Here is a 21580-nt window from a genome sequence, read left to right as displayed (position 1 = left end):
CTAAAACCAACAGACTAGTTGCCACTGTCATGCTGATGAGCTTTCTGTCCAGCGCTGTCCAAGATGCCCAAAATTTCTGCAACACCGTCTTTCGCCCAGATGGCATGCGGCGTCATCGTATCGAATTGCGCCGACTGACCCGCCTTCACGTGATACGTCCGCTCCCCCAGCTTTAACTGAATCTCACCAAGCAAAACGGTGAACCACTCTTTCCCCGGATGGATACGTAATTCGCTAGGCGCCGGCGCTTTAGAAGGATCAATACGCATCTTAGAAACGTTGACCCCATTAACGGCATCATCCGTCGAGAGCTTCCACAGAGTAATGCCGGGCAGTGAAATCGGTTCGGGCCGAATGATGATCTCAGCTTCCGACGTGGCAACAAGTTCATCGAGGCTTGTGCTTAGGGCTTTGGCGATCGGCACCAGCTGGTCCAGCGCAATCCGACGGCTTCCGGTTTCGATTCGGCTCAGTGTTGAAACGCTGAGCGAGGCCTTACTCGCCAATGACTCCAACGACCAGCCATGGTTTTGCCGTAAGGTGCGGATGCGCTGTCGAATGACCTGGTCTACTTCCAATTCTTGCGTCATGCGCAAAACGCTACACCCTCTAATGCAAACCGTCGATAAGGTAAAAATCTCAGCTTCACCATTCGAGAGGAACCATCATGGAACACTTTGAAGTCATCGTTATCGGAGGCGGCAGCGCCGGCCTGGCAGCTTCAATTGCGTTGGCACGGTCGATGCGCTCAGTACTGCTCATCGACGAAGGACAACCGCGCAACACCTCAGCACTACATGCCCACAACCTTCTCGGCCAAGAAGGCAGCAATCCTCTTGAACTCCTCAAACGTGGTCGGCAGGAAGCAGCGAGTTACGGAGTTCATCTCACCGAGGGAACCGTGAGTTCATTATCAGGCACCCTGGCAGAGGGGTTTAGCGTCAAGGCTGATGGGCGGAACTTCACTGCGGAACGTATCGTCCTGGCCACCGGACTGAAGGATCAGCTTCCGCAGATCACAGGGCTTGATCGTGCGTGGGGAACCTCCGCCATCCACTGCGCCTACTGCCACGGCTGGGAAGTCCGCGACCAAGAGATACTTGTCATTGGCTGCGGCCCGATGAGTGCACATCAAGCAATGATGTTTAAGCAGCTGAGTTCCAACATCACGTTCGTCAACCACGAACCTGCCGAGCTCACCGAAGAAGGAAATTCGATCCTCAAGGCCCTAGACATTCCGGTAGTAAACCAGAGCGTGCAAGCGCTGGAGTTTGATCAGTCAGGCACGTTCGAAGCTATACGCCTAGATAACAATGAGAAACTGCACGCTCAGGCAGTGATCGTTGCTAGTGCAATGCACGCCAACGCAGAACTCTACAAATCTCTGGGCGGCGAGGTGAGCGAACATCCGTTGGGAACATATATCGCCGTCAACGGATCCGGGGCCACCGCGATCCCAGGTGTCTACGCTGTAGGCAACGCAAGCAATCTGGGCGCAATGGTCATGGCAGCGGCGGCGTCTGGAACTTTGGCCGGTGCCACAATCAACGCTGAGCTACTCACCGCCGCACTGTAAAACTGTTCATACCCTTCGGCTGCCCTGCGATTGAATCCTCGGCAGCAGGAGAGAACAGTGCAACACCGCGGGACGCAACACGAACATTCATGGTAAAAATCGCCGGAATTCCGGGCTTTCTTCGCTACGACGCGCCAACGTAGTGTCAATCACTTCGCCGGTTGGCCGAATCAATGGTACGCTTTAGTTGTTACCTCGACGCCTGCAGGTGTGACTCACCCGCCGACAGACGTTAGCAGTAGGATTTGTAGCACGGCCAACAAATCGTCTGTGCATTACAAATCGGTTCACCGATCTTCGGATTGATTGAACTCCTACCGAAACGAATTCTTCATCTTCTCTTCTTCACTGCAGATAAAACATCTCGACGACTTTCAACGTCACATCTCTGTGGATTCCTTGTTCTACTCCGCTAGCGTGGGGTCATTACCCGTTAGCAGCCTGGATTCCGACGATGTTTAAGCTAGTGCAGCGACTCCCGTTTTGGCCGATACCGGCAAAATCAGTATTCGATAGTCCGTATCGACGGCAGGCGAATCGTTCTCGGCAGCTCTGCTCGAGGTAACCCAAAATTTTCCGGTTCGGAACTTCGAATCGGCAACCAGGCCACATCGTGGCCAATCAATAAATAAGGAAATAACACTATGGCCACTGGCACCGTGAAATGGTTCAACGCTGAAAAGGGCTTCGGCTTCATCGCTCCTTCTGATGGATCTGCTGACGTTTTCGCACACTACAGCGCTATCCAGAGCTTCGGTTTCCGTAGCCTCGAAGAGGGCCAGACCGTTGAGTACACCCTGGAAGCTGGTCCAAAGGGCCCACAGGCTACCAACATCCAGGCTCGCTAAGAGACTTCCTTCGAAGGTGTAGTTCCCCCGCAAGGGTTGGAACTGCACCTTCGATGTGTTTAACCCGGAAGTTCAACTCATTTTGTTCGTCGCGCTGCCAATGGTGAGTGCTCCTGAATAACACCAACACCAAGCAAACGGGCAGGTACTGAAGCCAGCTTGGGAAAATGTCGAAGCAACACAGCTACCGGCAGCGGTAAAGTGACTTCTTCGTTGCTCCGCATGATCCGCCGCAGCCCACGATGCATGATGCGTTGCACTGATTGCACAATAATCGTTGGGACAATGCGTCGCTTCTGAACTCTTTGAACGTCTCTGTCGGAGATCGTCCATTTCCGTAAGGGTTCAGCCAGAATTCTGGCGGTCGCCACCGCGTCTTGAACCGCAAGGTTGACGCCAACTCCACCAACCGGGCTCATCGCATGCGCCGAATCTCCGATGCACAATAATCCGGAGCGCCACCACCGTCGGGCACGATTAAGCTTGACGTCTAAAAGTTTCGCATCATCCAAGCTCAGATCACCAACACCGGTGGCAAGTTCTGGAGCGGCTTCAATGATTGAACTGCGCCACGCCTGAACTCCTTGGGCTCGAAGCTCGGAATCCATGCCTTTAGGCAGCAACATCGCCATCTGCACATAGTCAGTTCTGGGAATCATGACGAACGACTTATCTCGAGCGAATGCTGGGGACAAAACATTCGGGCGATCCAATTGGCCTGATACCTTGAACCACCAGACATCAATCGGAACGGCAAAGTCTTTCATCACTATCCCTGCGGAATCTCGAATCCTCGACCAACGCCCGTCTGCTGCGATCGTTAACAGGGCTCTGATCTCTTTGACCCCGTCTGGTCCTGAATATCGAACACCGACAATCCTGTCGCCCACACTCAAGACGTCAAGGACTTCGCAGTTCATCCGCAGATCAAAGTTCGGCTCGGCTTCCCCGGCACGAGCTAACAGATTCAAGAAGTCCCACTGTGGCGCCATCGCTATATATGGATAGGGATGCTTGATCGCCGCTAGGTTCAGCACGGTAGTGACCTTGCCGTCGCGGGTAGGGAACTGTGCACCGCTCACCTTGCTGAAATCGATCTTCTCAAATTCACTCATCAAGCCAAGCTCATCTAGCAACTGCAGCGTTGATGGATGGATTGTGTCACCGCGAAAATCTCGGAGAAAATCTGCGTGCTTCTCCAGTACGGTCACTGGCACACCACAGCGGGCCAGCAAGAGACCTGCCACCATGCCGGCAGGGCCTCCCCCGGCAATTACACATCTAGTGTCGAACTCCATCGTCGTTTCCCTTCGGGAATGATCTGCCAGTTCCACTTTGTCACCAATGCTCGCACATGAATAGTGCTTGCAAAGCTGATCACCAGGACTTGCTAGTTTCTCGATTCAGGAAAGTTCACACCTTGTGTTCACCGACGTAGCAATGAATTTGGAGACGATATAAACGAGCCAGGGCCTGCAGTAATCTGCAGGCCCTGGCTCATTTATACCTTTTCAGGCGACTCGAAGTTGACGGACTAGAAGTCCCAGTCCTCGTCTTCGGTGTTGACTGCCTTACCGATGACGTAGGAGGAACCCGATCCGGAGAAGAAGTCGTGGTTCTCATCAGCATTCGGGCTCAACGCGGCCAGAATTGCTGGGGATACGTCGGTTACGGTCGATGGGAACATCGCTTCGTAGCCCAAGTTCATCAGCGCCTTGTTAGCGTTGTAGTGCAGGAACTTCTTAACATCTTCAGCCAAGCCAACTGGATCATAAAGATCGTGAGTGTACTGAACTTCGTTTTCGTACAGCTCGTACATGAGCTCGAAGGTGTAGTCCTTCAGCTCCTGCTTGCGTTCTTCGCTAGCGCCTTCCAAGCCCTTCTGGAACTTGTAGCCGATGTAGTAGCCGTGGACGGCTTCATCGCGAATGATCAAGCGGATCAAGTCAGCGGTGTTGGTCAGCTTAGCGTGCGAGGACCAGTGCATTGGCAGGTAGAAGCCGGAGTAGAACAGGAACGACTCGAGCAGAGTCGAGGCGATCTTTCGCTTCAGTGGATCTTCACCGTGGTAGTAACCCTCGATGATCTGAGCTTTCTTCTGCAGGTTCACGTTCTCAGTGGACCAGCGGAAAGCCTCATCAATTTCCTTGGTGGATGCCAAGGTCGAGAAGATCGAGGAGTAGCTCTTTGCGTGTACCGATTCCATGAACGCGATGTTGGTGTACACGGCCTCTTCGTGAGGGGTGATTGCATCTGGAATCAATGACACTGCACCGACGGTTCCCTGAATGGTATCCAGCAGGGTTAGACCGGTGAATACACGCATGGTCAGCAGTTTTTCGTCTTCGGTCAAGGTAGCCCACGACTGGATGTCGTTGGACAGCGGCACCTTCTCAGGAAGCCAGAAGTTGTTGACGAGACGGTTCCAAACCTCAACGTCTTTGTCATCCTGGATACGGTTCCAGTTGATCGCTTCAACCTTATTGGTCAGCTGAATCTTCTCGGTCATTGCCCCTCATCGAAAAGCTAAATCGTGTAACGAACTTTGCTACCAACTCTACCGTTCTTTCAAACTGTACAGAGTCAGCAAAACTTAAATCTAGCGTCAGATCTCATGTGATCTGACGTGTGTTTTTATACAAAGCAGCTGCCGTTGGTTCGGACCAAACGGCAGCTGCTTTGTGATATTAGCGCCCTATTGAGTGGCTACTAATCTCAGGCATTACAGTGCGCAGGAAACGCAACCTTCAACTTCGGTACCTTCCAAGGCCATCTGGCGCAGGCGGATGTAGTAAAGGCTCTTAATGCCCTTACGCCATGCGTAGATCTGTGCCTTGTTGATGTCACGAGTAGTTACGGTGTCCTTGAAGAACAGAGTCAACGACAAGCCCTGATCCACGTGCTGGGTAGCAGCAGCGTAGGTGTCAATGATCTTCTCGTAGCCGATCTCGTAAGCATCTTCGTAGAAGTCGATGTTCTCGTTGTTCATGTAAGGAGCCGGGTAGTAAACGCGGCCGATCTTACCTTCCTTGCGGATCTCGATCTTCGCTGCGACCGGGTGGATCGAGGAAGTCGAGTTGTTGATGTACGAGATCGAACCGGTTGGTGGAACAGCCTGCAGGTTCTGGTTGTAGATACCGTGCTCCATAACCGACGCCTTCAGAGCGTTCCAGTCTTCCTGGGTAGGAATGTGGATGTCGGCAAAGAGCTCGCGTACGCGCTCGGTTGCTGGAACCCACTGCTGGTCGGTGTACTTGTCGAAGAATTCTCCCGACGCGTACTTTGAGTTCTCGAAGTTATCGAAAGTTTCACCGCGCTCCATGGCGATCTTGTTCGACGCAGTCAATGCGTGGAACAGAATCGTGTAGAAGTAGATGTTGGTGAAGTCGATGCCTTCTTCAGAACCGTAGTAGATGTGCTCGCGAGCGAGGAAGCCGTGCAGGTTCATCTGGCCTAGGCCGATGGCGTGCGACTTCTTGTTGCCGTCTGCAATCGAAGGAACCGAACCGATGTAGGACATATCCGACACGGCGCTCAGTGCGCGGATCGCGATGTCTACAGAAGCTGCCAGGTTCTTGCCGTCCATAGCCTTGGCAATGTTCATGGAACCAAGGTTGCAAGAAATATCCTTGCCAACCTTTGAGTAGCTCAAGTCATCGCCGAATTCAGAGGCTGACGAAACCTGCAAGATTTCCGAGCAGAGGTTCGACATGGTGATACGGCCGGCAATTGGGTTTGCCTTGTTCACGGTGTCTTCGAACATGATGTACGGGTAACCGGACTCGAACTGGATCTCTGCCAGAGTCTGGAAGAAGTCACGAGCGCTGATCTTCGCCTTCTTGATACGCGAGTCATCAACCATCTCGTAGTACTTTTCAGTAACCGAGATTTCGCTGAACGGTACGCCGTAAACGCGCTCTACATCGTAAGGGCTGAACAGGTACATGTCTTCGTTCTTGCGAGCAAGTTCGAAGGTGATGTCTGGGATGACAACGCCCAAAGACAGGGTCTTGATACGGATCTTCTCATCAGCATTTTCACGCTTGGTGTCCAAGAACCGGTAGATGTCTGGGTGGTGTGCGTTCAAGTAGACCGCGCCAGCACCCTGACGTGCGCCAAGCTGGTTGGCGTAGGAGAAGGAATCTTCAAGAAGCTTCATCACTGGGATGACGCCCGAGGACTGGTTCTCAATCTGCTTGATCGGTGCACCGTGCTCACGCAGGTTGGTCAGTGATAGTGCAACACCGCCACCGCGCTTGGAAAGCTGCAGCGAGGAGTTGACCGCACGGGCGATGGATTCCATGTTGTCTTCAATACGAAGCAAGAAGCAGGAAACTAGTTCGCCACGCTGAGCCTTACCAGCGTTGAGGAAGGTTGGAGTTGCAGGCTGGAAACGACCGTCAATGATCTCGTCAACGAGCTGGGTTGCCAACTTTTCATCGCCACGAGCAAGGTGCAGTGCAACCATGCATACGCGGTCTTCGTAACGCTCTAGGTAACGCTTGCCGTCAAAAGTCTTCAGCGTGTAAGAGGTGTAGAACTTGAAGGCGCCCAAGAAAGTTTCGAAACGGAACTTCTTGTCGAAGGCGTGCTTAAACAGATCACGAATGTAGTTCATCGAGTACTGATCAAGAGTCTCGCGCTCGTAGTACTCGTGCTTTACGAGGTAAGCCAGCTTCTCGTCAAGATCATGGAAGAACACGGTGTTGTTGTTCACGTGATCCAAGAAGTACTGACGGGCTGCGTAGCGATCTACTTCAAACTGGATCTTTCCATCTGGACCGTAAAGGTTCAGCATGGCGTTCAGGTCGTTGTAGCTCAAGCCCTGGAACTGGGCTGGGAGCTCCTTTGAGCTCGTCATCGTTCCTGCCAATTCGGCGACGCTGGTGTCCAAAAGGTTTCAAGCCCTTCTTTGACTTTGAGAACGTCTTCCGACGTCCCCATAAGTTCGAATGTATAAAGTACGGGTACGTTGCATTTCTGAGCAATTCGCTTAGCCGCGATGCAGTAGTACTCGCCGAAGTTTGTGTTCCCCGCACCGATCACTCCACGAAGATTTACTCGATTTTCGTCATACCGCAGGAATTTCATGATTTGCGGAACGATGGAGTGTTTGCCTCGCTCTCCCCCATAGGTGGGGATGAGCAATACGTACGGTGCGGCGGAAATGAGCGGCGGCTCGGTGGCAAAGACCGGGATCCGAGCCGCATTCATCTCTAGTTTGTCCACGAACCTCTTGGTGTTCTCCGAAACCGAAGAGAAATAAATCAACTGCGATTTGGTGAGGTTAACTGATTCGTGGGCCTCAGCGTTTTGCTTGTCGGCAAGTGCTGTGGGTGACATCTTTTTTGCCTCCACTACAAAGTGAGCGGATTGGGCTGGTGCTTAGTTAGCTGGAGCCAGCAGATCGATCTTGTCTGGACGGAAGCCCGACCAGTGATCATCGTCGGTAACGACGACAGGTGCCTGCATGTAGCCCAAGCCACGGACGTGCTCCAACGCAGTGGCATCTTGCGAGATGTCGACCTTGTTGTACTCGACGCCCTTCTTATCCAACGCGCGGTAAGTAGCGTTGCACTGAACGCAGGAAGGCTTCGTGTAAACGGTGATGGCCATGTCCCTGATCCCCTTTAGAAAATTCTTGATGTTGGCCGGATTCCATCTGCTGATGGAAATTCCCAGCTGTCCTCTCGGATGCCTCAAAAACAGGGTCTTTGAGGTGCTACTGGTGCGAGCCGCACCAACGAGTTCAATACTACATGTTGTGTTTAGTCGGTCAAGCAGCCACAAGATGATGTATTACAAGTATGTCATTCTTCCCCGCTACGTCCACAGGAACTGTGGATATTCGACCCCGTTTAAACCGCGATTTTTCGGGGTCTGTCAAACTTTTTCCACAGCTTCGTCGCCACAGCATGTGGGTTAAAAATTATTCTGTGACAAGTTTCTCGGCGTGTTCTCATTGCTACATCTAGTCCGCCGTGTGCCCTCGCCCCACTACATATAGTGTGGCTCCAAATGCCGACACTTCAGCTTCTAGCCCACGCGCTGTGCACAACCGGAGAACCTCAACCGGCGAGCACGGGGCAGAGGAAAGGGCAGCAAGCCAAATTAGCTCGCTGCCCTCCTATGGATCCGTCACCGGCCGCTAGTCGCTAGTTGCTCACCGTGTTAGGCGTAGTTGCGAGCGCCAAAGATTCCCTGGCCCACCCGCACCACGGTGGCACCTTCGGCAATAGCCAGTTCGTAGTCGCCACTCATGCCCATAGACAGGTGTTTAAAGCCCGCCGGCGCATCCGGCTGCAAGGACTCTAGGGTTTGACGCAACAGGGAGAAGCTCGCGCGAATCTGTTGTTCATCAGTGGTGTGGGCGGCCATAGTCATCAGCCCTACCGGATTAAGCCGATCCAACGACGAGAGACCATCAAGTAACTCTGCGGCAGCTGAGGCAGAAATTCCCGACTTACTTTCCTCACCCGAGGTATTTACCTGGATGAACACCTCAAGGGTGCGGTCCTCTAGTTCTAGACGACGCTGTAGGGTTTCAGCCAGCTTCAACGAATCCAATGCGTGGAACTCATCAGCAAACTGGGCCACAAATTTTGCCTTGTTGGTTTGCAACGGGCCAATGATGGCGTAGCGCAGGTGAGGGAACTGCTCGCGGAAAATTTCGTGCTTCCCCTGAGCTTCTTGAACCTTGTTCTCCCCCAAGGTACTGACCCCGGCCGCGATGGCCAGCGACAACCGATCAACATCGATGGTCTTGGTGACCGGCAACAATCGCACAGAGTCCGCTTCACGGCCTGCAGCACTGGTGGCCGCAGCAATGCGCTGGTTCAGCGCCGCAAGGTTATTAACGAAGTCTTCGGTGGTAGCCGCGTGCGCGGCAGCAGGTTGCGAAGTCAAGACGCCTACTTTCTAGCTCTCACAAAAATGTTGCTGGCGCCAAAGGCGCCAGCAACAAGCATATGCATAAATCCTTAGAACACTTGACGCCAGTTGGTCTTGGCCAGATCCAGCAACTCATCTCCACGACCCGACAGGACCGTACGGATGGCATAGAGCGCAAAGCCCTTAGCCTGCTCGAGCTTCACATTTGGTGGCATCGACATTTCCTGGCGATCCGTGATCACATCAAGTACTGCAGGGCCATCGTGAGCCAAGAATTCCTTGACTGTGGACTCCAGCTGAGCCGAGTCCTCCACCCGGTAGCCCTTGAGTCCGGCCGCGGTGGCCACTGCACCAAAGTCAGGATTCTGCAGATCGGTGGCATAGGTGACAAAGCCGGCGGCCTTCATTTCCAGCTCAACAAAGTTCAAGGACGAGTTGTTGAAGACCACTACCTTGACCGGCAACTTATTCTGCGTGGCGGTCAGCAGTTCGCCCAGCATCATGGCTAGCCCACCGTCGCCAGCAAAGGCAATCACCTGGCGGCTACGATCCACCGCCTGGGCACCCAGAGCCTGCATCAGCGCGTTAGCCATCGAACCGTGGTTAAAGGACCCGAGCACCCGACGCTTGCCGGTCATGGTTAGGTAGCGGGCAGCCCAAATCACCGGGGAGCCAACATCGGCGGTGAAGACCGCGTCCTCATCGGCCGCTTGATCAATAAGTCGTGCAAGGTACTGCGGGTGAATCGCCGAGCCAGGCTTCGAAGGCTCAGCGAGCTCGTCAAGCTTGGTGCGCGTCTTACGGTAATGCTCTAGGGCGTGCTCCAAGTGCTTACGATGCGTTTGCACCGGCAATAGTGCGCTCAGCGCAGCGGCAGTGTCTTTGACCGTACCCACCAATGGCACGTCAACCTTGGTGCGTCGCCCAATCTGTTCGCCGCGGATGTCCACTTGGATGATCGTGGCGTTTTGTGGGTAGAACTGTTGGTACGGGAAGTCTGTGCCCAGCATCAACAGCACATCACACTCGGCGATGGCCTTAGCGCCGGAGGCGAAGCCCAGCAGGCCGGTCATGCCCACGTCGAAGGGGTTGTCGTACTCGATATGTTCCTTACCGCGCATGGCGTGGACAATCGGGGCGGCGAGCTTATCGGCTAGGGCCACGACCTCGTCATGGGCACCAGCAACGCCGGCGCCAGCAAGGATGGTCACCTTACGCGAACCCTCAAGGATCTCTGCGGCACGCTCGAGCTCCTGCTCATTGGGCAGAACACGAGGGTTGGTCTTAGCGATGAGCTGAGTTGCAGTGCGCTCCATTTCCGACAGGGCAACGTCTCCGGCAATCACCAATACGGCGACGCCACGCTTTTCGATGGCCTCACGGATGGCGATGCGAAGCATGCGTGGCATTTGCTTTGGATCAGAAACCTGCTCAGCATAAACGGAGCACCCACGGAAAACTTCCACCGGGTTGGTTTCCTGGAAGTAGTTGGAGCCAATTTCCTCGGTGGGGATCTGTGCGGCGATGGCCAACACCGGAACTCGCGAACGATTAGCGTCGTACAGGCCGTTGATCAGGTGAAGGTTGCCAGGTCCACAGGAGCCAACGCAGACGGCCAGCTCGCCGGTAATTTCTGCTTCAGCTGCGGCGGCAAAGGCGGCGGCTTCCTCATGTCGATGGTGAACCCACTCCATTCGACCGTTCTCGCGTAGTGCATCGGTGATTCCATTTAGCGAGTCCCCCGGGATACCGTAAATACGGCGAACCCCTTGGGCATCAAGCTGTTCAATCAGGTGGTCGGCTACATTAGGCAAAATATTCCTCCTGCACACATTTTTTTGCGGGTCTACTGCTCACAGTACTGCGCCCATCTACCTTGTGCCATGGCTACGCACCAGTTGACATGGTTCCGCTGAGCACAACAACTAGTGCCGCAGAACACATCTGCTGACACTTCTTAATGTTCAGCGTGCACCAAAGCCATGACAGGCCAGCACTTAGCTAGGCTGAACTAATAAGGCAGTGCACCAACAAGTGCACCAATACAGGAGCAAGAGGCAAGCTAATGACTCAACCGCGCCGCATGGCCAACACCAACCAACTACCTGCTGGGGTGAAAAACGGGGCGATTTGGAAGCTGGAACCAGAAGAACGAGACCTTGATGCCAACGTCATCTCCTTGGCGCCAGACCAGAGCATCGGGGCACATCAAGGCCCGGCGCTCGATGTGCTGCTCCACATTTTTGCCGGCTCGGGCACCTTGGTCACCGAGGACTCGCGAATCGAGTTAACTCTCGGCGACATCATTTATCTGCCCGCTCGATCACAACGAGAATTTATCGCTGGGTCAGCTGGCTTGGCCTACTTCTCGGTGCACCAGCGTAAACGCACCCAGGGTTTGATGCCCACACCACCAGCTGGCTAAAGCAAAAAGCTAAAAAGCAAAAACTAGTGCTCGAACGTACCTGTGGCGAGGAACTGCTCCATCGCTTCGGTGTACGGGGCAAGGTTCAAGCCTTGATCATCAAGCCACTGCTGGTTGTAATAGGTGTTTGTGTAGCGCTCGCCGGAGTCGCAGAGCAGGGTCACCACACTGCCCTGCTCACCGTTTTTTAGCATCTGCGAGATGGTCTTAAACGCGGCGTAAAGGTTGGTGCCGGTGGAACCGCCAGCAAAGTACCTAGTCTTGGCACGCAGCAAGTGCATGGCTGCCAAGGAGGCTGCGTCCGGGACCTGCATCATATGGTCGATCACGCCGGGCATAAAAGAAGGCTCAACCGTCGGTCGCCCGATACCTTCAATTCTTGAACCCGTACCGGAGACGTAATCGGGGTTTCCGGTTTTCCAGCCTTCATAAAATGCGGAGCCTTCTGGGTCCGCAACACAGATGCGGGTGTCGTGCTGCTTATAACGAGCGTAGCGGCCAAAGGTTGCACTGGTTCCGCCGGTTCCGGCGCCTACGACAATCCAGCTTGGGATTGGGTGCGGTTCGGCAGACATCTGGGCATAGACCGATTCAGCAATGTTGTTATTCCCTCGCCAATCGGTGGCCCGCTCAGCGTAGGTAAACTGGTCAAGATAGTAGCCACCAGACTGGGCTGCCAACTCGCGGGCTGCAACATCTAATTGCCCAGCACCGTCAACAAGGTGGCATCGACCGCCGTAAAACTCGATGAGCTTAATCTTCTCGGTGCTCGTGGAGGCGGGTACCACCGCGATGAATTCCAGTCCGAGCATGCGCGAGAAGTAGGCTTCTGATACCGCGGTTGATCCGCTGGAAGCCTCCACCAAGGTGGTACCTTCCTTGATTCGTCCATTAACTAGTCCGTAGAGCAGCAGTGAACGGGCTAGTCGGTGTTTGAGCGAACCGGTGGGGTGCACCGACTCGTCTTTGAGGTACAGCTCAATCCCCCAGTGCGCCGGAAGCTCAAACCCCAACAGGTGTGTGTCAGCGCTGCGATTGGCGTCGGCGTTGAGCTGAGAAATTGCCTGTCGAACCCAAAGATCAGTCATATCTCAACTCTAACCGTGGCTTGCAGTTTGCACACGTCAACCGTGATAAATTCAAAACTGTGGAAATAAGGTTGGTATCCGGCGCCTACAGCGCACTCATGCTCCTTGGTTTGAGCTGGGCCTTATGGGCAGTACTCGCGGCGTCTAACCTGGTTGACGTGGCCGGTAGCTGGCTGGAACGGGACGCTTTTGTCAGTTCTGTTCCCTTGCCTGGACTGCTTCCGTGGCTCGGGCTCATGGCGGCCTTGGGCCTCTATGCCATCTGGCAAGGTATCGCGCGGTGGCGCCTTGAGCTACATCGACGTATGCGACTCTGGGTTCTTGCTGTAGTGCTCTTTAACGCCTTGTGGGTGCTGTGCCTGAAGCAGGAAATGATTGGCCTGAGCCTGCTTTGCGGTTACGTCCTGCTAGCAATTCTTATTCGAATCGCCATCATGATCGATCGCAGCTTCTTGGTCCACCAGATTGATCGCTGGTTAACCAGAGCGTGTTTCGGCTTATTTGCCGGTTGGTTGGCGCTCATTATCCTGGCTCAAACCATCGCCTTCGTCGCCATCCATCACGGCGACCCGAATTCTCTGATGTTCAAAGGCGCCACGGCTTTGGTGCTCGTTCTGCTCGCACTGTTCTTATGCGCTATTAGTTTCAAAAATCCCATCGGGATTTACCTCAACGCCGGAGCACTATGGGTTTTGGTCTGGATCATTATCGATCGATACACGGGCCGAGATTCCTCGCCGTTATTTGCCACCGCCAGCCTGGTTGCCGCCATACTGATGCTCATTTGTCTGCTCAGTGCGCTACGCACACGCATCCGGAAGATCCTCGGTTCGCACTGAGCGCAACGCCGTGCGCTTGAGAGCTAACGGCTAGCTGGCTAGGCTAGTGAATGAGACCTAAAGGTCCACCAGAGAGGAAAACATGTCGAAGACTGCTAAGAGCTTTAAAGAAGTTGAGAAGTCATTGGCGAAACTCGCCAAGGCTGCCAAAGAAGAACTGCCAAAGGAAATCCGTGGCGGCTGGAATGAGGCTGTTTCCGGTGTCAATGTTGAAGCAATCAGCAAGGCTGGCTCCAACTTGATCGACAACGTCGGTGGTAACTCCAAGGCTGCTAAGCGTGCTCGAACTTCGGTTCAGAGCGCCGTACAGTCGGCTCAGAAGAACTTGACTCCGAAGGAGAAGTCCAATAAGGGCGGCAAGTTCCTTCTTATTTCCTTGGTAATCGCAGCCGTTGCTGCTGTGGTCGTTTCCCAGGTTCAGAAGAAGAAATAAGCATATTTTTAGGGCGTGGCATCCATGGATGCCACGCCCTAATTCATGCCCAGTACCTGGAGCTGACAGCTATTTCGTTCGGCGCTCTCGTGCTGATTTGACTGCAGCTGCAGCTCCTAGAACCGCAACCACCAGACTCACAGGAATCAGCCACAAGCTATCGGCGCCAGTTCTGACTTCCTTTACTCGTGGCTGTGCCTAGGCCAGTGGCACCAGTTGTGCGCGGCCAGGTTTCTCAGAGATCGGTCCTTGGCTCGCTGCATCAGGTAATGGCGAATCCTGCAGATCAAATACGTTCGCTACTGCCCCCAGCTTGGCAAAGACTATTTCGCCGGTAGCCTCATCCACAGCATCATTGTCGGTCACTACGTAAACCTGGTCACCGGCTACCGCCAGTCCCTCCAGCTTCTCGTGGGTCCACCCGTGAGATTGTTCAAGCACCGGCAATACATCAACAGCGAGTTTCTTGTGCACCATTGGTACCGACTCGCCTGAGTCACCCTGCTGGGCCAGCGGCCCCTCGAACTGGTAGATCGCTTTGTGCTTGGCCGCAGGTCCTGGCTGGTTATCGCGTTCGATGACAGCATAAGACCCATCAGGTAACGCGGTAATTTCCGAGAGGCCATTCCACGTTCCCTCAACCGCGGGATCCAGTTTGTATCCAAACCAGCTGAAATCTCCCGTGCTGGGTTTGTACGTGCCGATACGCACAAATGATTCACCTGGAACTTCTCGCTGAAGGGTGAATACAACTTCTTCGTCCTTACCGGTGCCACGAACGCTCACACCTTCAAGGCCCTGTTTCTGCAAGGAGCCCACAACCTCTGAGGGCAGCGCAACTTCCTGCTGCACCTTACCGGTTTCGTCAATCTTCACCAGCTTGTTGTTCTTGCCCGTCGATCCCTCGTTTGCGGCCCAGAACCCACCTTCTTCACGCGCTGCTATTCCTTCGAGGTCTAAGTCGGTACTTGCACCGGTCACGGGAATCGAGCTATCGACAGTGGCGGGATTGCCTGTGGTGATGGAGTAGATCCGTGACGCGTAGGCGTTGTCACTGACCGCATAGAGCTTATTTGGATCTTTTGGATCAGAGCTCAGACCGCTCAAGGCGCCGAATGGAACCAACGATTTTGTATTTGATTCCAGCTGCGGGAATTGTGGCTGATCCGCGCCAAAGGAATACAGGCTCACTGCCGAGCGGACTTGATCTTCATCCGTTTCGGAGGCCACGGCCAACAAATTTCGTCCTGGGATTGGCAAGAGACCTTCGGGGCCATTGGTAGTAGGTAGCGTCTGCACATAACGCGGCGATTTTGGATCAGACAAGTCATAAACGGCCACGAAGTTAGCTCGCTCTGTTGCTACAAAGCCGTAGTCCACCCCGTTGTAGTTAGCGATGGCCAGACCCTCAGGCTCCGTACCTTTTTTATCAGCCCGGCCTTCTGGGAACAGACCTTGAGACAGCGCGAGTTGTTCTAGCGAATTACCGGCGTCCCAGACGATTTTCCCGGTGCGTGAATCAAAGATCGTGAAACCTCGGCTTCCACCCTTCCAATCGCCTTCATTGGCGGTGGCTAGATATCGGTCTTGAAGCCATGCAATCGCATCTGGTTCACGAGGCACGGCGTCCAGTGATCCGTTGACATCCAGTTGCCCATCGTCCTTTGTGTCGATGCCTTCAAGATCAACGGTGCCGGTGCTAAATGCCCGCTTGAGTTTTGCTGTGCGCAAGTCGATGAGCACAACTCCGTTATTTTCTTGGAGGGTTACCGCCAACTGATTTTTGGTGTTGATACTGACGTATTCTGGCTCCGGATCTTCTGGAGTATCCAGCCCTGCCTTGGCCAGTAGTGGCAGGAGCTTAGGATCGGAGCGTGTTCCGGAGGTGAGGGGTACCTCTCGAAGCCGCCACGACTCAGGGTTTTTATCTTTGAAGTCAATGATGGCAACTGCCCCAGCTGGCGCTTGCGGTAGACCGCCCTCGCCTAATTCCTCATCACGTTCATTCTCAATGGCAATGCCTGCATAAGCTCCATCTTTAGAAATTGCTATGGAGTCAGGTTGGCCGGACAGTTTGATACTGTGTACCAATTTGCGGTCAGAAATTCGAACTACGTCTACTCGTCCAGAGGGATCACCATAGCTAGCGGAGCTATTGACGACCACAAGCACGTATTGACCGTAGGCGGCAACACTCGTGGGCTCGTCTTCGGCGCTTCCTAATTCATGCAAACCGAGCAGGCCAAGTCCTCGAGGGCTGGAGGGGTCTCTAATATCAAGGAAGCCGATGCTGCCAGAGAGTGCATCTGAGTAGATCAGTGTGTTTCCGTCGGAAGAGACCGTCGAAATTTCCGCTGCCGTTGTCGCTTGGGCTCCATCAGGATGGTTTTGATAAACAGGATAGGTAGCGACCCGTTCGAAGTACTCGGCGTTGTCCGCCATTACCGGTGGTGCGATGGCCGATGCCAGTAAAACTGCTGCCATCAATCCAAAACTCTTTGTTGCAGCGCGAGACACGCGTTTCTCCCTTGAGTATTTCCAGACTTTTCCTCCCAAGATTCTCAGTACAGAACCAAATGCTGGTGAACGAAAAGCAACGGTAAACCAGACTGTTCAAGTCGAATGGTTCCGCTCCTCACATTTAGTTGCATGCTTTCAACTAAAAGCGCAAACTTTGATTGAAAGTTCAATTTTCAAGGAGATCCATCATGCAACTAACCAATACCACCGTCCTAGGAACCGGCGTCCTCGGCTCACAGATCCTTTTCCAGACCGCCTACCACGGACTGCCAACTGTCGGCTTCGACATCAACGAGGAGGCACTTCGCGTTGCCGCAGGACGTCTGGACGCACTGGTCCTGGAATATGCCAACTTCTTTGGCGATCAGCACAAGGCCCAGGCCGCCCGTGACTCAATCAAACTGACCACCGATCTAGACGAAGCAGTGAAGCACGCAGATCTAGTCATAGAGGCGGTACCAGAAAGCTTGGCAGTCAAAGAACAGACCTACAGCAAGCTCGCGGAAGCCGCACGCCCGGAGACGATCTTTGTTACCAATTCCTCCACACTATTGCCGTCCGACATCGCCCCCTTCACCGGACGACCAGAACAATTCTTGGCACTGCATTATGCGAACAACATCTGGAAGAACAACACCGGTGAAGTCATGGGCACCGCCCAGACAAGCAAGGAAGCCTACGAGGCAGTCGTAGATTTTGCCGAACGCACCGGCTTGGTAGCCATTCGAGTTCTGAAGGAGCAGCCAGGCTACGTCCTCAACTCGATGCTTGTTCCATTCTTGGAATCGGCGAGCCACCTGTTAGTCAACGAAGTGGCTGACGCTGCCACCATCGACACCACCTGGAAGCTAGGAACCGGTGCACCCTATGGACCGTTTGAAATCTATGACATCGTCGGGCTAAACACCGCCTATCACATCTCCAGCAACGGCGACGAGACCAGCAAGAAATTCGCCGCTCTACTCAAAAGCGAATACATCGATCACGGCAAGCTCGGCGTCGCAACCGGCGAAGGATTCTACAAGTACAACAAGTAGTCCGCGACCCTGAGCACTAATGGGTGCAACCGCTCGGATAGGATGGCTTGGTGGCTCATATCGACGTTACTGACATCCAATACTTCCTCTCCGACGGCACCCAATTGCTGGGCGGCGTCACCTTCAAGGTCTCAGCTGGCACCAAGACCGCACTGATTGGCCCCAACGGTACCGGCAAGACGACCTTATTTAAGATCATTGCCGGTGACCTCAAAGCCGATGAAGGAACCATCAACCGCACCGGAACGCTGGGCATCATGCGCCAGTTTGTTGGCCAAGTCCGGGATGAAACAACCGTCAAAGAATTGTTGCTTTCCACCGCCGCCCCAGCACTTGCTCAGGCCGCACAGAAAGTCGCAAAATACGAAACGCTGATGCTCACCAGCGAGGACGAAAAAGTCCACATGCGTTACGCCGAAGCCATTATTGAATGGGGCGACGCCGGTGGTTACGAGCTAGAAACCACATGGGACAAGGTCTGCATGGCAGCCCTTGGTGTGGAATTTGATGCCGCTTCCAGTAGGCTCGCCCGCACACTTTCGGGCGGCGAGCAAAAGCGTTTGGTTCTCGAAGCGCTCTTTGAAGGTAACGACGAACTGCTTCTGCTGGACGAGCCAGATAACTATCTTGATGTTCCGGGTAAACGCTGGCTTGAAGAGAAGATGCTCAACTCGCCAAAGACGGTACTTTTTATTAGCCACGACCGCGAGCTACTGAATAACGCTGCCACCCGTATCGTCACACTTGAGCCAGGCCATGGCGGAGCTACCGCTTGGATTCATGGCGGTGCCTTCGGCAGCTACATTCAGGCACGCCAAGAGCGCAACGAGCGGTTTGAGGAACTACGCAAACGCTGGGATGAAGAGCATGCCAAGCTCAAGGAACTGGTCAATATGTATAAGACCAAAGCCGCCTTCCGCTCGGACATGGCCAACCGCTACCATGCGGCAACCACTCGTTTGGAGAAGTTCCTAGAAGCTGGCCCTCCACAGGCAATCCCCCTGGAACAAAACGTGCAGATGCGCCTGAAGGGCGGGCGAACCGCAAAACGTGCCGTAGTAGCCGAAAAGCTTGAACTCTCCGGTCTAATGAAGGCTTTCTCAACAGAAATTTGGTTCGGTGACCGAGTCGGCGTTCTAGGTTCCAACGGATCAGGTAAGTCCCATTTCCTGCGCTTACTAGCCACCGGTGGCAGTGATCCAGAACGTGAGCATCTTCCCGTCTCAGATGTGGTGATTGCCGAGGTTCAGCATGAAGGTACGGTCAAGCTCGGGGCTCGAATCCGCCCGGGGTACTTTGCCCAGACGCACACGCGACCAGATCTTTTTGGTAGGACCCTTCTGGAAATCTTGCACCGAGGCGACGAACACCGCTCAGGCATGGCACGCGAAGCCGCATCCGGCGCGTTGGACGGGTACGGGTTGGCCGGTCAATCGGAACAGAAATTTGAGTCTCTCTCCGGTGGCCAGCAGGCTCGATTCCAGATCTTGTTATTGCAACTTTCTGGTGCCACACTGCTGCTTCTTGATGAGCCAACCGATAACCTCGACCTGCATTCGGGTGAAGCTTTGGAACGGGCCATTAACGCTTTTGAAGGAACCGTTCTTGCTGTCACGCACGACCGCTGGTTTGCCCGCGGCTTTGATCGATTCTTGGTCTTTGGCTCAGACGGAAATGTGTATGAGTCTGCTGAACCAGTGTGGGATGAACAGCGTGTAGTACGCAAACGTTAAGAACCACAGACATAAAACAGCCGGTGAGTTTGGTTGCTTTCGCAAAGACGAAATCAACTAAGCTCACCGGCTGTCTTCATTCACGCGCTTACCGGCATGTTGCTGAAAGACGCTAAACCTGATGTTCGGGATGCAATTTCGAATGCGGCGCTTCAAGCTGATGTAAGAGTTGATGGATTCCGGGATGAATCAGCTGCCACCTACGGTATTTGCCGTCACGTTGCGCCTGCACCACTTCAGCGCGGTGCAAAGTAGCCAGTGCCTGGGTGACCGTGTTGGCCGAAAGTTGCGTCGCCTCGGCTAGCTGGCTAACCGACGAACCCGGCGCTGCGTGCATGGCGATAAGTATCCTGATACGCGTTTCGTCGGCACATAAAGAAAAAACTTCGATCCATTCCGGAATCGTCTGATGCACCTTCGCGAGCGCGTCAGAGCCAATTCTTTCTAATTCTTCTTCAGCCACGGTTCACCATCGTTTCAAAGGGCGCTACGACTCCGAGTAACACAGACATCTGTCCAGCTGAACACATGTATTCTGAGATCATCAAACACCCTTTTGCTTGGAAAGGACCTGTGCCCGTGCGCAAGCCCGTGTCCCGCGCCGTAGCGATTCTGCTTCCCATCGTAATTGCATGCACCGGCTGCCAAGCAATTACTTCTGATGCATCGGTGAAACCAACGGTAAATTTGCTCACTCCAGCACTACCGGACTCACTGAATCCACTGGCAGGTTTTGATAACAATGGCGTGGGAAAAATCAACGAATCCTTATTCACTCTAGAGGGCGAATCTGACACGCTGCCGCAAATCGTTCCGCTCTTGGCCCAGAAAGATCCTAAGATTTCCGCCGACGGATTAACTTGGGATATTACGCTACGAAATGGCATCAACTTCAGCGATGGGACAACGCTGGATCCAGCCGACGTCGTCGCTAGTTATCAGGCAATCAAAGACCCACGCACTGCCTCTCCCCTAGCGAGCACGCTGGAAAATCTTGCATCGGTCAAAACCCATGGCAAAGACGGTGTGCGCTTCACCCTCCATGAACCGCAAGTCTCGTTTAAGACTTCCTTGCTCGTCGGTATTGCCCCTTCTGAACTGATCCATGAAGGTACACCAATCAGTGAGTCTTCACTGAACCGATCGCCAGTAGGCACCGGTCCCTATGTGCTCGATCATTTCGACAGCTCGTCACTCACCTTGAGCGCCAATAAGAATTACCGTGACGGACCGCCGGACGTTCAAAAGTTTCTTACACTCAGTCGGAAGACGACAACGCTCGAACTCAAGCGATGGCTAGTTCCGATTTCACTGGCACCGTTTTACCTCCTCGCCTCGCAGCCAGCTTTGCCCAACGTGAAGGATACGAAGTCGTTACTGCCTCCAGCGCTGACTGGCGCGGCATCTCGCTCCCGGCCGATCACCCGTTTACCAAGGATCCGAAGGTTCGCCTAGCCCTGAACCTGGCGATCAACAGGGAAGAAATGATCTCCGGTGTATTGGCGGGGGCAGGCCGCCCTGCCTACACCTTTGTGCCACCGGAATATGGGCAGTTCTACAATTCCAAGGCAGTCTTCACCCGTGACCCGCGGCGAGCCGAAGAACTACTAGATGATGCCGGCTGGGTCTCGAACAAAGATGGCATACGGACCAAAAATGGGCAACGGGCCGAATTCACCTTGCTCTACAATCCTGGCGACACATTACGCAGAGACCTATCTTTGGCGCTGGCTTCCCAACTCGAAAAGTTTGGCATCAAGATTTCAGTCCAGCCAGCGACCTTTGACCAGGCTGAACCACGCGTGAGTACAGATTCAATCATGCTCGGCGGCGGAGACACTCCATACGACGTAGATACGCAGCTCTACAAAATGCTGCACTCCAGCTATCCCGAGGCCGGAGCGTACTACGACAATCCGACTCACTTCTCAAATGCAAAAATGGATCAGGCGCTTCATCAAGGACGTACCAGCACTGATCCAAAAACCCGCGCTACAGCGTACAAAGACGTTCAGGATCTTTACGTTAAAGATCCTTCAATGCTCCTGATCGCTTTCATTGATCACAGCTATGTACAGCGCAGCGACGTCCACAATACGTGGAACACCACCGGCACACTTCTTGAACCGCATGAGCACGGCACCGCATGGGGACCTTGGGCCAAAATCGGCGCGTGGAGCAAAAAATGAC

18 protein-coding genes and 1 pseudogene are annotated in these 21580 nt (G+C 54.0%); 8 read left to right on the top strand and 11 right to left on the bottom strand.

Annotation, left to right across the window (positions count from 1 at the left end):
* Positions 1-14: 14 nt before the first annotated feature.
* Entirely contained in the window at positions 15-590 is a 576-nt protein-coding gene (locus tag N6V40_RS10910; protein ID WP_262197644.1) for a helix-turn-helix domain-containing protein, read from the bottom strand.
* 77 nt (positions 591-667) lie between these two features.
* Here N6V40_RS10910 and N6V40_RS10905 point away from each other — a divergent pair, with 77 nt between their 5' ends.
* Together N6V40_RS10905 and N6V40_RS10900 are read left to right on the top strand one after the other, a co-directional pair.
* Positions 668-1576 (top strand): NAD(P)/FAD-dependent oxidoreductase, encoded by a 909-nt coding sequence (locus N6V40_RS10905; protein WP_262197643.1) that lies wholly within the window; start codon positions 668-670, stop codon positions 1574-1576.
* Positions 1577-2220: 644 nt separating this feature from the next.
* Positions 2221-2424, top strand: coding sequence for a cold-shock protein (locus N6V40_RS10900; RefSeq protein ID WP_013349123.1), 204 nt, complete (start codon positions 2221-2223; stop codon positions 2422-2424).
* Positions 2425-2501: 77 nt separating this feature from the next.
* Here N6V40_RS10900 and N6V40_RS10895 read toward each other — a convergent pair whose 3' ends face one another.
* From N6V40_RS10895 to poxB, 7 genes are all read right to left on the bottom strand, one after another.
* Positions 2502-3722 carry an FAD-dependent oxidoreductase gene (locus tag N6V40_RS10895; protein ID WP_262197640.1) on the bottom strand — a complete coding sequence of 407 codons (1221 nt, stop codon included), beginning with the start codon at positions 3720-3722 and terminating at the stop codon, positions 2502-2504.
* A gap of 236 nt (positions 3723-3958) precedes the next feature.
* Positions 3959-4933: a class 1b ribonucleoside-diphosphate reductase subunit beta gene (nrdF, locus tag N6V40_RS10890; protein ID WP_131088310.1), complete on the bottom strand. Its 975-nt coding sequence runs from the start codon at positions 4931-4933 to the stop codon at positions 3959-3961.
* 213 nt (positions 4934-5146) lie between these two features.
* Positions 5147-7285 (bottom strand): class 1b ribonucleoside-diphosphate reductase subunit alpha, encoded by a 2139-nt coding sequence (nrdE, locus tag N6V40_RS10885; RefSeq protein WP_131088311.1) that lies wholly within the window; start codon positions 7283-7285, stop codon positions 5147-5149.
* Entirely contained in the window at positions 7282-7767 is a 486-nt protein-coding gene (gene nrdI / locus N6V40_RS10880; protein ID WP_131089769.1) for a class Ib ribonucleoside-diphosphate reductase assembly flavoprotein NrdI, read from the bottom strand. Before nrdI ends, nrdE begins: the two co-directional genes overlap by 4 nt.
* A gap of 42 nt (positions 7768-7809) precedes the next feature.
* Entirely contained in the window at positions 7810-8040 is a 231-nt protein-coding gene (gene nrdH / locus N6V40_RS10875) for a glutaredoxin-like protein NrdH (protein ID WP_131088312.1), read from the bottom strand.
* Positions 8041-8595: 555 nt separating this feature from the next.
* The gene (locus N6V40_RS10870) at positions 8596-9330 is read right to left on the bottom strand and encodes a YggS family pyridoxal phosphate-dependent enzyme (protein WP_262197637.1); all 735 of its coding nucleotides are present in this window, start codon (positions 9328-9330) and stop codon (positions 8596-8598) included.
* A gap of 74 nt (positions 9331-9404) precedes the next feature.
* The gene (gene poxB, locus N6V40_RS10865) at positions 9405-11129 is read right to left on the bottom strand and encodes a ubiquinone-dependent pyruvate dehydrogenase (RefSeq protein ID WP_262197636.1); all 1725 of its coding nucleotides are present in this window, start codon (positions 11127-11129) and stop codon (positions 9405-9407) included.
* A 251-nt stretch (positions 11130-11380) separates the two neighbouring features.
* On the opposite strand from poxB, the gene N6V40_RS10860 reads away from it, so the two are divergent.
* Positions 11381-11740 (top strand): cupin domain-containing protein, encoded by a 360-nt coding sequence (locus N6V40_RS10860; protein ID WP_262197634.1) that lies wholly within the window; start codon positions 11381-11383, stop codon positions 11738-11740.
* A 23-nt stretch (positions 11741-11763) separates the two neighbouring features.
* Here N6V40_RS10860 and N6V40_RS10855 read toward each other — a convergent pair whose 3' ends face one another.
* Positions 11764-12828: a PLP-dependent cysteine synthase family protein gene (locus N6V40_RS10855; protein WP_131088316.1), complete on the bottom strand. Its 1065-nt coding sequence runs from the start codon at positions 12826-12828 to the stop codon at positions 11764-11766.
* 71 nt (positions 12829-12899) lie between these two features.
* Here N6V40_RS10855 and N6V40_RS10850 point away from each other — a divergent pair, with 71 nt between their 5' ends.
* Both N6V40_RS10850 and N6V40_RS10845 read left to right on the top strand, forming a co-directional pair.
* Positions 12900-13667: a TspO-related membrane protein gene (locus N6V40_RS10850; protein ID WP_262197632.1), complete on the top strand. Its 768-nt coding sequence runs from the start codon at positions 12900-12902 to the stop codon at positions 13665-13667.
* Between the two features lie 82 nt (positions 13668-13749).
* Positions 13750-14100: a hypothetical protein gene (locus tag N6V40_RS10845; protein ID WP_262197631.1), complete on the top strand. Its 351-nt coding sequence runs from the start codon at positions 13750-13752 to the stop codon at positions 14098-14100.
* A gap of 198 nt (positions 14101-14298) precedes the next feature.
* Here N6V40_RS10845 and N6V40_RS10840 read toward each other — a convergent pair whose 3' ends face one another.
* Positions 14299-16617, bottom strand: coding sequence for an esterase-like activity of phytase family protein (locus N6V40_RS10840; RefSeq protein ID WP_262197629.1), 2319 nt, complete (start codon positions 16615-16617; stop codon positions 14299-14301).
* Positions 16618-16808: 191 nt separating this feature from the next.
* Here N6V40_RS10840 and N6V40_RS10835 point away from each other — a divergent pair, with 191 nt between their 5' ends.
* Both N6V40_RS10835 and N6V40_RS10830 read left to right on the top strand, forming a co-directional pair.
* On the top strand, positions 16809-17657 hold the full coding sequence (locus N6V40_RS10835; RefSeq protein ID WP_131088320.1) for a 3-hydroxyacyl-CoA dehydrogenase: 849 nt from the start codon (positions 16809-16811) through the stop codon (positions 17655-17657).
* Between the two features lie 50 nt (positions 17658-17707).
* Positions 17708-19390 carry an ABC-F family ATP-binding cassette domain-containing protein gene (locus N6V40_RS10830; RefSeq protein ID WP_131088321.1) on the top strand — a complete coding sequence of 561 codons (1683 nt, stop codon included), beginning with the start codon at positions 17708-17710 and terminating at the stop codon, positions 19388-19390.
* 112 nt (positions 19391-19502) lie between these two features.
* On the opposite strand, the gene N6V40_RS10825 is transcribed toward N6V40_RS10830, so the two are convergent.
* Positions 19503-19853 (bottom strand): ArsR/SmtB family transcription factor, encoded by a 351-nt coding sequence (locus tag N6V40_RS10825; protein WP_262197628.1) that lies wholly within the window; start codon positions 19851-19853, stop codon positions 19503-19505.
* Between the two features lie 65 nt (positions 19854-19918).
* On the opposite strand from N6V40_RS10825, the pseudogene N6V40_RS17695 reads away from it, so the two are divergent.
* Positions 19919-21579, top strand: a pseudogene (locus tag N6V40_RS17695) (ABC transporter substrate-binding protein).
* Position 21580 lies beyond the last annotated feature (1 nt).

Source organism: Glutamicibacter sp. M10 (assembly GCF_025452055.1).
Taxonomy (GTDB): domain Bacteria; phylum Actinomycetota; class Actinomycetes; order Actinomycetales; family Micrococcaceae; genus Glutamicibacter.
This window is presented reverse-complemented; position numbering and strand designations above follow the sequence as displayed.

Bases quoted from the DNA above. Each gene is read 5' to 3' on its own strand.
- N6V40_RS10910 (WP_262197644.1), bottom strand. From the start codon at position 590: ATGACGCAAGAATTGGAAGTAGACCAGGTCATTCGACAGCGCATCCGC.
- N6V40_RS10905 (WP_262197643.1), top strand. From the start codon at position 668: ATGGAACACTTTGAAGTCATCGTTATCGGAGGCGGCAGCGCCGGCCTG.
- N6V40_RS10900 (WP_013349123.1), top strand. From the start codon at position 2,221: ATGGCCACTGGCACCGTGAAATGGTTCAACGCTGAAAAGGGCTTCGGC.
- N6V40_RS10895 (WP_262197640.1), bottom strand. From the start codon at position 3,722: ATGGAGTTCGACACTAGATGTGTAATTGCCGGGGGAGGCCCTGCCGGC.
- nrdF (WP_131088310.1), bottom strand. From the start codon at position 4,933: ATGACCGAGAAGATTCAGCTGACCAATAAGGTTGAAGCGATCAACTGG.
- nrdE (WP_131088311.1), bottom strand. From the start codon at position 7,285: ATGACGAGCTCAAAGGAGCTCCCAGCCCAGTTCCAGGGCTTGAGCTAC.
- nrdI (WP_131089769.1), bottom strand. From the start codon at position 7,767: ATGTCACCCACAGCACTTGCCGACAAGCAAAACGCTGAGGCCCACGAA.
- nrdH (WP_131088312.1), bottom strand. From the start codon at position 8,040: ATGGCCATCACCGTTTACACGAAGCCTTCCTGCGTTCAGTGCAACGCT.
- N6V40_RS10860 (WP_262197634.1), top strand. From the start codon at position 11,381: ATGACTCAACCGCGCCGCATGGCCAACACCAACCAACTACCTGCTGGG.
- N6V40_RS10855 (WP_131088316.1), bottom strand. From the start codon at position 12,828: ATGACTGATCTTTGGGTTCGACAGGCAATTTCTCAGCTCAACGCCGAC.
- N6V40_RS10845 (WP_262197631.1), top strand. From the start codon at position 13,750: ATGTCGAAGACTGCTAAGAGCTTTAAAGAAGTTGAGAAGTCATTGGCG.
- N6V40_RS10835 (WP_131088320.1), top strand. From the start codon at position 16,809: ATGCAACTAACCAATACCACCGTCCTAGGAACCGGCGTCCTCGGCTCA.